Origin of the sequence: Streptomyces daqingensis (genome assembly GCF_014645895.1) — a bacterium.
GTDB lineage: Bacteria > Actinomycetota > Actinomycetes > Streptomycetales > Streptomycetaceae > Streptomyces > Streptomyces daqingensis.
Genome location: NZ_BMMP01000007.1, coordinates 196,267 through 209,963, shown reverse-complemented (window position 1 = coordinate 209,963; position 13,697 = coordinate 196,267). Strand labels below are relative to the sequence as shown.

The 13,697-nt window shown below is 70.3% G+C and carries 8 protein-coding genes; 5 read left to right on the top strand and 3 right to left on the bottom strand.

The window, feature by feature from the left end; all coding sequences use genetic code 11:
* Positions 1-30 precede the first annotated feature (30 nt).
* A complete protein-coding gene (locus IEY56_RS12585) occupies positions 31-1,062 on the top strand; it encodes an alanine racemase (RefSeq protein ID WP_189037233.1) in 1,032 nt (343 codons plus the stop codon).
* Between the two features lie 164 nt (positions 1,063-1,226).
* On the opposite strand, the gene IEY56_RS12580 is transcribed toward IEY56_RS12585, so the two are convergent.
* Together IEY56_RS12580 and IEY56_RS12575 are read right to left on the bottom strand one after the other, a co-directional pair.
* Complete coding sequence (locus IEY56_RS12580; RefSeq protein ID WP_189037232.1) at positions 1,227-2,309, bottom strand: inositol-3-phosphate synthase; 1,083 nt, start codon at positions 2,307-2,309, stop codon at positions 1,227-1,229.
* A gap of 48 nt (positions 2,310-2,357) precedes the next feature.
* Positions 2,358-3,065, bottom strand: coding sequence for a PadR family transcriptional regulator (locus IEY56_RS12575; protein ID WP_189037231.1), 708 nt, complete (start codon positions 3,063-3,065; stop codon positions 2,358-2,360).
* Positions 3,066-3,447: 382 nt separating this feature from the next.
* Here IEY56_RS12575 and IEY56_RS12570 point away from each other — a divergent pair, with 382 nt between their 5' ends.
* The 3 genes from IEY56_RS12570 to IEY56_RS12560 all read left to right on the top strand — a co-directional run bounded on the left by IEY56_RS12570 (position 3,448) and on the right by IEY56_RS12560 (position 9,428).
* Positions 3,448-6,135 (top strand): transglycosylase domain-containing protein, encoded by a 2,688-nt coding sequence (locus tag IEY56_RS12570; RefSeq protein WP_189037230.1) that lies wholly within the window; start codon positions 3,448-3,450, stop codon positions 6,133-6,135.
* A 135-nt stretch (positions 6,136-6,270) separates the two neighbouring features.
* Positions 6,271-7,767, top strand: coding sequence for a glycosyltransferase family 87 protein (locus IEY56_RS12565; protein WP_189037229.1), 1,497 nt, complete (start codon positions 6,271-6,273; stop codon positions 7,765-7,767).
* A gap of 263 nt (positions 7,768-8,030) precedes the next feature.
* Positions 8,031-9,428 carry an MFS transporter gene (locus tag IEY56_RS12560; RefSeq protein ID WP_189037228.1) on the top strand — a complete coding sequence of 466 codons (1,398 nt, stop codon included), beginning with the start codon at positions 8,031-8,033 and terminating at the stop codon, positions 9,426-9,428.
* 31 nt (positions 9,429-9,459) lie between these two features.
* Here IEY56_RS12560 and IEY56_RS12555 read toward each other — a convergent pair whose 3' ends face one another.
* Positions 9,460-10,953 carry a CCA tRNA nucleotidyltransferase gene (locus IEY56_RS12555; RefSeq protein ID WP_189037227.1) on the bottom strand — a complete coding sequence of 498 codons (1,494 nt, stop codon included), beginning with the start codon at positions 10,951-10,953 and terminating at the stop codon, positions 9,460-9,462.
* A gap of 202 nt (positions 10,954-11,155) precedes the next feature.
* Here IEY56_RS12555 and IEY56_RS12550 point away from each other — a divergent pair, with 202 nt between their 5' ends.
* Positions 11,156-13,681, top strand: a complete 2,526-nt coding sequence (locus tag IEY56_RS12550) for a DUF6049 family protein (protein WP_189037226.1) — start codon at positions 11,156-11,158, stop codon at positions 13,679-13,681.
* Positions 13,682-13,697 lie beyond the last annotated feature (16 nt).

Sequence of the window (13,697 nt, the reverse complement as noted above, 5' to 3'; positions counted from 1 at the left end):
ACGACCCGGAAGAAAGGTTCTCCACCGGCCATGGCGCTCACCCTCTACGTCGACACCGATCGCTGGCGGGCGCATCAGTTGTCCGTCATCCGGCAGTACCCGGGCATCGTGCCCGTCTGCAAGGGAAACGGCTACGGCTTCGGTCACGAGCGGCTGGCCGACGAGGCCACCCGGTTCGGCAGCGACATCCTCGCTGTCGGCACGACCTACGAGGCCGCTCGTATGAAGGACTTCTTCGGCGGGGACCTGCTGGTGCTCACCCCGTTCCGCAAGGACGAGGAGCCGGTGCCGCTGCCGGACCGCGCGATCAGATCGGTGTCCTCGGTGGAGGGCGTCGGGCTGATGCGCGGTGCGCGGGTCGTCATCGAGGTGATGAGCAGCATGAAACGGCACGGCGTCACCGAGGCGGACCTGCCGAAACTGCACGCCGCGATCGACGAGGTGCGGCTCGAGGGTTTCGCGATCCATCTGCCGCTGGACCGTACGGACGGGTCCGACGCCGTCGACGAGGTCATCAACTGGATGGACCGCCTGCGGGCGGCGCGGCTGCCGCTGGACACCATGTTCGTCAGCCACCTGGGGCCGGACGAGTTCACGCGTCTGCAGCAGCAGTTCCCGCGTACGAACTTCCGCGCCCGTATCGGAACCCGGCTGTGGCTCGGGGACCCCACGGCCACGGAGTACCGGGGTTCGATCCTGGACGTGACGCGGGTGACGAAGACCGACCGGTTCGGCTACCGGCAGCAGCGGGCCCCCGGCGACGGGTGGCTCGTGGTCGTGGCGGGCGGCACGTCGCACGGTGTGGGGCTGGAGTCGCCCAAGGCCATGGCGGGCATGACGTCGCGGGCGAAGGGCGTGGCACGTGCGGGGCTCGCCACGGTGAACCGGAACCTGTCGCCGTACCTTTGGGGCGGCAAGCAGCGCTGGTTCGCGGAGCCGCCGCACATGCAGGTGTCGATCCTCTTCGTGCCCGCCGACGCGCCGGAGCCCAAGGTGGGCGAGGAACTCACCGCGCAGCTGCGGCACACGACGACGATGGTGGACCGCACGGTCGACCGCTGAGACGGACGGGCCCGCGGCACCCGGCGCACGGCTTGGGAGGCGCGGTGGCCCGCGCCGCGGTGGCTCAGGCCACCGCGGCGGACCCCGCGGCCGGTGCGGTGCTCATGGAGCCCCTGTGAGGCTCCGCGGGCCCCGGTGCCGCGGCCGGCGTGTGTGCGGGACGCTCAGCGCTCGACCTTCCCGTCGATGAACGCCTGCACCTGCTCGCGTGCTTCGTCGTCGTAGTACTGCACCGGCGGCGACTTCATGAAGTAGGACGAGGCGGAGAGGATCGGCCCGCCGATCCCCCTGTCCTTGGCGATCTTCGCGGCGCGCAGCGCGTCGATGATGACGCCCGCGGAGTTGGGCGAGTCCCAGACCTCCAGCTTGTACTCCAGGTTCAGCGGCACGTCGCCGAAGGCGCGGCCCTCGAGCCGCACGTAGGCCCACTTGCGGTCGTCGAGCCAGGCCACGTAGTCGGACGGGCCGATGTGCACGTTGTCGGCGCCCATGTCGCGGTCGCGGATCTGCGAGGTGACGGCCTGCGTCTTGGAGATCTTCTTCGACTCCAGCCGGTCCCGCTCCAGCATGTTCTTGAAGTCCATGTTGCCGCCGACGTTGAGCTGCATCGTGCGGTCGAGGATGACTCCGCGGTCCTCGAAGAGCTTCGCCATGACGCGGTGCGTGATGGTGGCGCCCACCTGCGACTTGATGTCGTCGCCGACGATGGGGACGCCCGCCTCGGTGAACTTGTCCGCCCACTCCTTGGTGCCCGCGATGAAGACGGGCAGCGCGTTGACGAACGCGACGCCCGCGTCGACGGCGCACTGCGCGTAGAACTCCACGGCTTCCTGGGAGCCCACGGGCAGGTAGCACACCAGGACGTCGGCCTCGGCGTCCTTCAGGGCCCGCACGACGTCGACGGGCGCCGCGTCGGACTCCTCGATGGTCTCGCGGTAGTACCTGCCGAGACCGTCGAGGGTGTGACCGCGCTGCACGGACACCCCGGAGGGCGGCACGTCGCAGATCTTCACGGTGTTGTTCTCACTCGCGCCGATGGCGTCGGCCAGGTCGAGGCCGACCTTCTTGCCGTCCACGTCGAAAGCGGCGACGAACTCCACGTCACGCACGTGGTACTCGCCGAACTGGACGTGCATCAGGCCCGGCACCTTGCTGCCCGGGTCGGCGTCCTTGTAGTACTCGACGCCCTGGACCAGTGAGGCAGCGCAGTTGCCCACGCCGGCGATGGCTACACGAACCGAACCCATTCCGGTTGCTCCCTGTTTGTGATGGATGGACCCCGTAAGTACGGGATCTCAAGCGGTGTCCTCGGACGGATCCGGAGGCGGGACGCCGTCCCGGCTCCGGGGCCGCCCGCCCGCGTCTCCTGAAGTGCGCGGCGGGGGCCCGGACTTGGCCTGCCGCCCGGGTGAGTTCCGCTCTTCCCGGCCGCGCCCGCTCCGCTCGCTCTCGATGAGCTCGTTGAGCCAGCGGACTTCACGCTCCACGGATTCCAGCCCGTGGCGCTGCAGTTCGAGGGTGTACTCGTCGAGCCGTTCGCGCGTGCGGGCGAGGGAGGCGCGCATCTTCGCCAGCCGCTCCTCCAGGCGGCTGCGCCGCCCCTCCAGCACACGCATCCGCACCTCGCGCGAGGTCTGCCCGAAAAAGGCGAAACGGACACCGAAGTGTTCGTCTTCCCACGCGTCCGGTCCGGTCTGTGAAAGAAGTTCGCCGAAGTGTTCTCTTCCTTCGGCCGTCAGCCGGTAGACGATTTTCGCCCGGCGCACGGGCAGTGAGGCGGAGCGGGCGTCGCCCTCGCGCGACTCCTGCGGATGCCTGTGCTCCTCCGTCAACCACCCTCGCTGCACGAGGGTCTTGAGACAGGGGTAGAGCGACCCGTAGCTGAAGGCACGGAAGACGCCGAGCGAGTTGTTGAGCCGCTTACGCAGCTCATAGCCGTGCATCGGCGCTTCACGGAGGAGGCCCAGCACGGCGAACTCGAGGATGCCGGCACGCCTGCTCATGCTCCACCGCCCCCTCCGGCACCGTCCGGCCGATCACTGCCCCCGGCGCGAGTTGTCTCGCGCTGATGTATCGGCTCGATACATCAGAACGATAGGCGGGGGCCGGTCGGTCAACAAGGGGGCGACGGGTGAAGGGACTCACATCTCAAATACGTCGCAGGGAACTTGTGCCGATTGGGATGAATGCAGCCTAAGTCATGTTTTGGAGCTGCGTAGTCTGTGCGCGTGCAGACCACCACCGGGAACCAGAAGACGCCCACACGCGTCATCGTCCTGGGTGCAGTGCGACCGGTCGGCGGGCAGCCGGCGGGACGTGCTCGGGGGGACCAGACGTCAACTGCCACCTTCAGGCGAGAGCGCCTGCCCGAGGAGTAGCTGTTCCATGAGCGAGCACCGTCGAAAGCCGCCACAGGGGCGCGGCCGGCGCGCAGCGCAGCCGTCGCCGTCATCAGGCACCGGCCGGCGTTACACGCAGCCGCCGCAAGGCGCTTCCAGCTCGTACGGCCCCCGCGCCGACGCCCGTAGAGCGGCGCCGCGCGGGGCGAGCGGCGGCAGGCGCCGGGCCGCCGGGCCCGCAGCGGGAGCCGGCGCGGCCGGCGCGGGCGCGGGAATGGGCATCCCCGGAATCGGCGGGGGCGGACGCGGGCGTGGCGGCGGAATGCCGCCCGGCCGGGGCGGCGGGGGCCGCGGGCGGTACCAGCCGCCGCCCAGGAAACGGTTCATCGACTACCCGCGCTGGAACCGCTCTGGCATGGGTCGCTGGGTGCCGTCCTGGAAGCTGGTGCTGGGCACCTTCGCCGGCTTCATCGGGGCGATCATCGGCCTCTCCGGCATCGCGCTCGCGATGGTGCAGGTGCCGGACCCCAACAAGGCCACCGAGCAGCAGAAGAACGTCTACTACTGGGCCGACGGCTCGCAGATGGTGGTCGCGGGCGGCGGTGAGCAGAACCGCCAGATCGTGCCGCTCGCGCAGATCCCCGAGTCCATGCAGGACGCGGTGATCTCGGCGGAGAACGAGACGTTCTACGACGACGCCGGTGTCGACCCCGTCGGCATCGTCCGTGCGGTGGGCCGCATGGCGCTGGGGGGTGACACCCAGTCCGGTTCGACGATCACCCAGCAGTACGTGAAGAACACCTACCTCGACCAGTCGCAGACCCTGACGCGAAAGCTGAAGGAGCTGTTCATCTCGATCAAGGTCGGTGCCCAGGAGGAGAAGCCGGACATCCTCGCGGGTTACCTCAACACCGGCTACTACGGGCGCGGCGCGTACGGCATCCAGGCCGCCGCCCAGGCGTACTACCGCGTGGACTCCAAGAAGCTCAACCCGAGCCAGGCGGCGTTCCTCTCCGCGACGCTCAACGGCCCGAACCTCTACGACCCGGCAGGCGGCGTGGGTTCCGCGGCGACGCCGGAGAAGAACCGCCAGCGCGCGGAGGCCCGGTGGAAGTGGACGCTGGACCGCGAGGTGCAGACGGGCCGGATGAGCAAGGCCGAGCGGGCCAAGTACCAGAAGTTCCCGACGCCCAAGCCGCCGAAGAAGTCGACCGAACTCAAGGGCCAGAAGGGCTACATGGTCGACGTAGCCAACAACTACATCACCGCGAACAGCGAGACGATCGACGACCGGCGCCTCAAGCAGGGCGGGCTGCGCATCTACACCACCTTCGACAAGAAGAAGATGGCGCAGATGACGAAGGCCGTCGAGCAGGTGCGGAAGGCGAACATCGACCCGAAGCAGCGCGACGTCGACAAGTACGTCCAGTTCGGCGGTGCCTCGGTGAAGCCGAAGGACGGCGCCATCGTCGCGATGTACGGCGGCGAGGACGCCACGACCCACTTCACGAACAACGCCGACTACACCGGCGTCCAGGTCGGGTCGACCTTCAAGCCGTTCGTGCTCGCGGCCGCGATGCGTGACGGCAAGCGCAACCCCGACGGGCCCGAGGTGCAGGGCGCGGACGCCCGTACGCCGGTCTCCCCGAAGAGCGTCTACAACGGCGACAACAAGGTGAAGCTGCTCGAGTACGACGGCGACATCTGGCGCGACAAGGAAGGCAAGGAGTGGCGCCAGCGCAACGACGGCAACGAGAGCCGCGGCCAGATCGACCTGCGTGAGGCGATGCAGTACTCCGTCAACACCCCGTTCATCCAGCTCGGCATGGACGTCGGTATCGACAAGGTCGCGGACGCGGCGCTCAAGGCCGGCCTCAACGAGGACAGCTTCGCCCGCCGGACGCCCACGTTCTCGCTCGGCACCTCGGCGCCCAGCGCCATCCGCATGGCCAACGCCTACGCGACGTTCGCGAGCAGCGGCATGGCGTCCGAGCCGTACTCGGTGAAGAAGGTCGAAGAGGACGGCACGAACATCTACGAGCACCAGCCGAGCGTGAAGAGCGCCTTCGAGGCCCAGGTGGCGGACAACGTCACCGACGTGCTGAAGACGGTGGTCCAGGACGGCACCGGCTCCGCGGCGAAGGCCCTGGGCAGGCCGGCCGCGGGCAAGACGGGAACGACGGACGACAACAAGTCGGCCTGGTTCTCGGGCTACACGCCGCAGCTGTCGACGGCCGTCGGCATGTGGCGCGTCAACGACAAGGCCAAGGTGCAGAAGTTCCTGAAGATGTACGGCGTGGGCAACCAGGACTCGATCCACGGTGCGTCCTTCCCCGCCGAGATCTGGACCAAGTACATGACCGGCGCGCTCCGGGGGCAGCCCGTCCAGAACTTCCCGGAGCCGGCTCCGATCGGCGACAAGGTCTTCGGGCCGGGCGCCAGCCCGTCGCAGTCGGAGCCGCCGAGCGAGTCGCCGTCCCAGGACCCGTCGCAGAACCCGTCCGACCAGCCTTCCCAGTCCCCGTCGCTGCCGTCTCCGTCCGAGACGTGCAACAACCCGTTCGGTTGTGACGACCAGGGCCAGGACGGCGGGAACGACCAGGGCCAGGACGGCGGCAACGACCAGGGTCAGGACAACGGCGGGAACACCGGCGGCGACGACGGTGGGAACGACGGCGGGAACGACAACGGCGGAGGACTCTTCGGAGGGCCGCAAGGCCGCACGAGGGAGTAGCGCCGCCGCCGGGCTCCCGATTCGGGGCCCCGGCGGCCGTCCCGGCCTCCAGTCGCTGTGAGGCGCGCAGCAGCCCCGTCACGGGTCACCGTGACGGGGCTGCTGCCGTAGGGGCCCGTACGGCAGGATGTGCGCATGCGTGCCTACCTCCCGGACCGGAAGTCCGCTCCCGTGCATCCGACCGAGCAGGACGAGGTCGCCGCGGCGGGCAGCGAGCTGATCGGCGGCCCGGTGGGGCGGCGGGCGGCTCCGGGAGCGGGCGGCTGGTGGACGCCGGTGAAGGTGGTGGTGCTGCTCGGGCTGGGCATGTTCGCCCTGGGCATGGTGCAGAAGCTGCCCTGCTACGACGGCGCCTGGTTCTCGGGCCAGACCAGCCAATACGTACGCGCGTGCTATTCCGACATCCCCCACCTCTTCGTCGGACGGGGCTTCTCCGAGGGCCTCACCCCGTACTTCGACCGCATCCCCGACAGCGTCTCCGGCGGCATGGCCTACCTCGAGTACCCCGTGCTGACAGGGGCGTTCATGCAGGTCGCCGCCTGGTTCACGCCGGGCGGCGACGACGTGCAGCACCGCGAGCAGCTGTACTGGATGATCAACGCCGGGATGCTGATGGCCTGTACCGCCGTGCTCCTCGTCTGCGCGGTCCGTACCCACCGCCTCCGCCCCTGGGACGGCCTGCTCGTCGCCCTCGCTCCCGCTCTCGCCCTGACCGCCACCATCAACTGGGACCTGCTGGCCGTGGCACTGACCGCCGTGGCCACGCTGATGTGGGCGCGCAGCCGCCCGCTGGCGGCCGGCGTCCTGATCGGCCTGGCGACCGCGGCGAAGCTCTACCCGGCGCTGCTTCTGGGGCCTCTGCTCCTGCTGTGCTGGCGGGCTGGGCGCTGGCGGGAGTACGGCTCGGCCCTGGGCGGCGCGGCTCTGGCGTGGGGCTGCGTCAACGCACCGGTGATGCTGCTGGCGCCGGAGGGCTGGTCGAAGTTCTACAGCTTCAGCCAGGAGCGGCCCGTCGACTTCGGCTCGATCTGGCTGATCATCTCCCAGCGCACCGGCAGCGCCCTCGACGATGCGAACATCTATGCGATGGTCTTGATGGCCCTGGGCTGCGCGGGGATCGCCGTACTGGCGCTGTGGGCACCGCGCAGGCCCCGGCTGGCGCAGCTGTCGTTCCTCGTGGTCGCCCTCTTCATCCTCACCAACAAGGTCTACTCCCCCCAGTACGTGCTGTGGCTGATCCCCCTCGCCGCCCTGGCCCGCCCCAGGTGGCGGGACTTCCTCATCTGGCAGGCCTGCGAGTCCGTCTACTTCCTGGGCATCTGGCTGTACCTCGCCTACACCGGCAGCGGCGACAAGCACCAGGGGCTCCCGACCGAGGGCTACCAGCTCGTGATCCTCGTCCACATCGTCGGGACGCTCTACCTGTGCGCGCTGGTGGTCCGGGACGCCCTGCTCCCGGAACGGGACGTCGTCCGCAGGGACGGCTCCGACGATCCGTCGGGCGGCGTGCTGGACCGGGCTCCGGACGTCTTCGTCCGGGGCAAGCGCGTGGCCGAGGAGCAGCAGCCGGCCCCGGCGGAGACCCCTCATGTCCTGTGGGGCACGCCTCCGCACGGGACCCGGATGAGGTGACGTCCCGTCGCTTCGGCGTTCCCGTCGCGGGCGCTGCGCGAGGGGCGGAGAACCGCGCCATGTTTCACGTGAAACGGCGGGTTTCACGTGAAACGGCGACCGCCCCGCCGTGAGCCGCATGAGACCCGGCCCGCACCGGGACGCGACCGAGAGCTGAGGCGCCGTCCCACCGTCCGATGCGGATACAGGCCCCCGACTCCCGGTCATAGTCCACTCCTTGGCTCCGGACGCGTCGCCGGAGCCGGTGTGTGAAGCTGGGGGCCATGAGCGTCGTCGGTGATCTCCGCACTCTGCTGCACTTCCCCGACTTCCGCCGACTGCTCGCCGTGCGTCTGCTCTCCCAACTCGCCGACGGCGTCTACCAAGTCGCGCTCGCCGCCTACGTCGTCTTCTCCCCCGAGAGGCAGACCTCGCCGGCCGCCATCGCCTCGGCTATGGCGGTGCTGCTGCTCCCGTACTCGCTCCTCGGCCCCTTCGCCGGGGTGCTCCTGGACCGGTGGCGCAGGAGGCAGGTCCTGCTCTACGGGAACCTGCTGCGCGCCGTCCTCGCTACGGGCACGGCGGCGCTCGTGCTCAGTGCCGTTCCCGAGTGGCTCTTCTACCTCTCCGCGCTCTCCGTCACGGCGGTCAACCGCTTCATCCTCGCCGGGCTGTCCGCGGCGCTGCCCCGCGTCGTCGACGACGAGCGCCTCGTGATGGCCAACTCCCTCTCCCCTACCGCCGGGACGCTCGCGGCCACGGCAGGCGGCGGGCTCGCCTTCGCCGTCCGTCTCGCGGCCCCCGACGGCGGCCGCGGCGCCGACGCCGTCGTCGTGGGTGTCGGCGCCCTCGTCTACCTGCTGGCGGGTATCACCGCGCTGCGACTCGGCAGGGACCGGCTCGGCCCGGACGCCGGCTACGTGCAGCTGCGGCTGGGGGCGGCCCTGGCGACGACCGCTCGCGGCCTCGTCGCCGGGCTGCGGCACCTGAGGGAGCGTCCGGGTGCCGCCTACGCTCTCTCCGCGATGACCCTGATGCGTTTCGGCTACGGAGCCCTGACGGTCATGGTGCTGATGCTGTGCCGCCACTCCTTCGGGGACGACACGGACGTCGGCGACGCCGTCGAGGCCGTGGACGTAGGAGCGGGGCTCAAACTGCTGGGCCTCGCGGTGGCCGCGTCCGGACTCGGCTTCTTCGCGGCCGCCCTCATCACTCCGTGGGGGGTCGCGCGGTCGGGGCGGTTCGGCTGGCTCGGGCTGTGCGCGGCCGCGGCAGCCGTCCTGGAGCCCGCGCTCGGGCTGACCTTCGCCCCGGTGCCGATCCTCTGCGCGGCATTCGTGCTCGGCCTCGTCACCCAGTGCTCGAAGATCACCGCCGACACCGCCGTGCAGTCGTCCGTCGACGACGCCTTCCGGGGGAGGGTCTTCTCGCTCTACGACATGCTGTTCAACGTCGCTTTCGTCGGCGCCGCCGGCGTCGCCGCACTGATACTCCCCCTGGACGGACGCTCCGTCCCCTTGGTGCTCACGGTGGCAGTGCTCTACGTCGCCGTCGCAGCGCTCATGTTTCACGTGAAACGTGCGCGGGCGTCCCTGGAGGCCGCACCGGGTGCGACACCGCCGACGTCACCGCCCTCGTCATCCGGCCCCTCGTCCGGCCCCTCGTCATCCGGCCCCGCCTGATCCGCGATCGCCCTCCGGGGGCCGAGCCGGGTCAGCCCTGGGAGGCGGCCCACTCCTTCAGCGCCGCGACAGCTTCGTCGCGCTCCATCGGCCCGTGCTCCAGGCGCAGCTCCAGCAGGTGCTTGTACGCCCGGCCCACCATCGGCCCCGGACCGACGCCGAGCACCTCCATGATGTCGTTGCCGTTCAGATCCGGCCGGATCGCGTCCAGCCGCTCCCGCTCCTGCAGCTGCGCGATCCGCTCCTCGAGCCCGTCGTAGGCACGCGCCAGTGCGTCCGCCTTACGACGGTTCCGCGTGGTGCAGTCCGAACGCGTCAGCTTGTGGAGCCTCGGCAGCAGCGGCCCGGCGTCCCTCACGTAGCGGCGCACCGCCGAGTCCGTCCACTCGCCCGTGCCGTAGCCGTGGAAGCGCAGATGCAGCTCCACGAGACGGGAGACGTCCTTCACGAACTCGTTCGAGTACTTCAACGCGGTCAGCCGCTTCTTCGCCATCTTCGCGCCCACGACTTCGTGGTGGTGGAACGAGACCCGCCCGTCCTTCTCGAAGCGCCGCGTGCGGGGCTTCCCGATGTCGTGGAGGAGCGCCGCGAGACGCAGCACCAGGTCGGGTCCGCCGTCTTCCAGGCCGATCGCCTGCTCCAGGACGGTCAGCGAGTGCTCGTAGACGTCCTTGTGCCGGTGGTGCTCGTCACGCTCCAGACGCATCGCGGGAATCTCGGGAAGCACCCGGTCCGCGAGCCCCGTGTCCACGAGCAGCCGCAGGCCCTTCACCGGCCGGTCCGAGAGCAGCAGCTTGTTCAGCTCGTCCCGCACGCGCTCCGCCGAGACGATTCCGATGCGGTCGGCCATGGCCTTCATCGCATCGAGGACCTCGTCGGCGACGGTGAAGTCCAGCTGCGCCGCGAAGCGGGCCGCGCGCATCATGCGCAGCGGATCGTCGGAGAAGGACGTCTCGGGAGCCGCCGGAGTGCGGAGCACCTTCAGCGCCAGATCCTCCAGCCCGCCGTGCGGGTCGATGAACTCCTTCTCCGGGAGGGCGACAGCCATGGCGTTCACCGTGAAGTCCCGCCGGACCAGATCGTCTTCGACGGAGTCGCCGTAGGAGACCTCCGGCTTCCTCGACGTGCGGTCGTACGCCTCGGAGCGGTAAGTGGTGACCTCGATCTGGAAGGTGCGCTTCTCTCCCCCGTCGCGGCTCTTCTTCTGGCATCCGACCGTGCCGAAGGCGATCCCGACCTCCCACACCGCGTCCGCCCAGGGACGCACGATGCGCAGCACGTCCTCGGGACGGGCGTCCGTCGTGAAGTCCAGGTCGTTGCCGAGTCTGCCCAGCAGCGCGTCCCGCACCGAACCACCGACCAGCGCCAGGCGGAACCCCGCGTCCCTGAATCGGCTTGCGAGGTCGTCTGCGACGGGGGACACCCGCAGCAGCTCGCTCACCGCTCGGCGCTGCGCCGAGCTGAGCTGCTCCTTGGCGGGCTGAGCGGGCGTTCTGGGCTGGGGGTCTTCGTTGGCGTTCGGCACGACAGCACAGGGTACGTTGCCGCCCGTACGGCCCGCCCCGCACCTGGTGTGAAAGCCGGGCGATCATGTGACACACACCGCGGCACGTGCACCCTCCGGGCATCGTTACCATCAGGGGTTCAGGAACCGGTACGCGATTGGCGGCACCGTCTACCTGTGAGCGAGACCCACCCCACGACGACACGACGGGACGGACGAGCGCGTGGCCGAGGCGGCTGACAACAAGAGCACCCCGACCGCTGCCGTCCGCCGGTGGTTGCGAGGTGGCGTCGCCGTGGTGCTGACGAGCGGGCCGCTCGTCGGGGGCCTCCTGGCCCCGCCCGTCCATGCCGCTCCGGCACAGGGCTCCGCCGCGGCGTCCACACCGGCCGCCGGCTCGGCCGCTCCCGCCGCCGCCCCGGCCGCCACCGGCGACCGCAAGGGAACCGGCTCGCGCACCGCCGACATCACCATCAGGACGCTCTCTCCCGCCACGCCGGAGAAGGACGACACCCTCAACGTCACCGGCACCGTCACCAACAACGGACGTTCGTCCATCAGCGACGGGCAGATCGGCCTCCGCGTCGGTCCCGCCGCCGAGAGCCGCGGCGCACTGGGCCAGAACGCGAAACGCGAGGACTACCTCCCGGGAGCCGACGGCGACGAGGTCAAGGCCAAGGAGGCCAGGACGAAGGTCGGCAGCATGCGCCCCGGCATCCGCCGCACCTTCAAGCTGAAGCTCCCCGTGAGCGCCCTGAAGCTGGACTCGTCGGGCGTGTACCAGCTCGGCGTGACGCTCACGGGGCAGACCCGCGAGCGCCCCTACGACCAGATCCTCGGCATCGAGCGCACCTTCCTGCCCTGGCAGACGTCCGACGCGAAGAACAAGACCGGGCTGACCTACCTCTGGCCGCTGATCTCGCGGCCCCACATGACGGTCCGCATGGAGTCCGACGAGGAGCAGACCCCCGTCTTCCGCGACGACGACCTCGCGAAGGAGCTCGCACCCGGCGGCAGGCTCCAGCAGATGGTGAAGCTGGGCGCGGACCTGCCGATCACCTGGATCGTCGACCCCGACCTGCTCTCCACGGTCAACGCGATGACCGAGCCGTACCGGGTGCAGAAGAAGGGCGGCGGCACGAGGCCCGGCAAGGGCCAGGCCTACGCGAAGCAGTGGCTGATGGACCTTCAGGGAGCTGTGAAGGGCGAGGAGATCGCCACGCTCCCCTTCGGCGACCCGGACCTGGCGTCCCTCGCACACCGCGGACGCGACGTCCCCGGCGCGCTGTCAGTCCTGCGCAACGCGAACGAACGCGCCGTCCACACCGTCGAGTCCGTCCTGCACACCAAGCCCAGCACGGACTACGCGTGGCCCGCCGAGGGCGCCGTCGACCCCTCGATCGTCGACGTCGCCACGTCCGCGGGCGCCCACAACGTCATCGCCCGCAGCGACAGCCTCCGCGACACCCCGCTGTCCTACACCCCGACCTCGGCCCGCCCCATCGGCGGCGGCAACACCGCGCTGGTCGCCGACGCCGGGCTCTCCCAGGCGTTCGAGGGCGACATGACGCAGCCTGGCGCCACGTCGAGGGCTGTGCAGCGGTTCCTGTCGGAGACGCACACACTGACGGCGCAGGTGCCGAACAAGCAGCGCGACATCCTCGTCGCCCCGCAGCGGATGCCGAGCACCGACCAGGTCAGGGCGATGGCGCTGGCGCTGAGCTCGCTGCAGAAGGACGGCCGCTGGGCGCAGGGCACCGACCTGTCCGAGGCGGCGGCCGCCAAGCCCGACCCCCGCGCGAACCGGAAGGTGCCCGGCAGCCGCAGCTACCCGTCCTCCCTGCGGCGCCAGGAACTGCCCACCGAGGCATACCGGCAACTGCAGGAGACCGACCGCGGCGTCAACGACTTCATGCAGATCCTCACGCAGGACGACCGTGTGGAGACGCCGTTCCGCAGTTCGACGGAGCGGGCCGAGTCGACGTCCTGGCGCGGTGAGCCCGAAGCCGCCAAGGACTACCGGGACAGCACCAGCGACTACCTGGTCGGGCTGACCAAGAAGGTCCAGCTCATCCAGAAGAGCCCCATCACTCTCTCCGGGCGCAGCGCGACGATCCCCGTCACCGTGCAGAACAACCTCGTCCAGGGCGTCGACGGGCTGGAGCTGCGTCTGAAGTCGCGGCGCCGTATCGGCCTCGACGTCGGCGAGGCCCAGCCGGTCAAGGTGGACGGCGGGCACAGCCAGTCGGTGAAGTTCTCCACGACGTCGAAGGCCAACGGGCGCGCGTTCGTCGAGGCGCAGCTCTACACCAAGGACGGGAAGCCCTACGGGAAGCCCATGGTCTTCCAGGTGAACGTCACCTCCATCACCTCGACCGTCCTGCTGGTCATCGCGGGAGGCGTACTGCTGGTGGTGCTCGCGGGCGTCCGGATGTACGTCACGCGGAAACGGAACGGCGGCGCCCCGGGCGCGGACGGCACCGGCGCCTCCCCGGGCGCCGGCGGCACCGAAGGCCCCGGAGACGGCGACGAGGACGGCGGCGTACCCGGCGACGAGCCCGGCGGCAGCGGACACGGCTCCGAGGACGGCTCCGGCCCCGAGGAGGAGACCGCGACGGCCGCCACGGCCGGAGAACCGGAGCAGGGCCAGGACCCCGGGAAGCCCGGCGCCCCGGGCGCTCCCGGCGAGGACGACACCGGTCAGGGAAGCGGCAGCGCCTCCGACGCGGGTGAGAAGGTGGACCGTTGAGTCAGCTGGCGAGCAG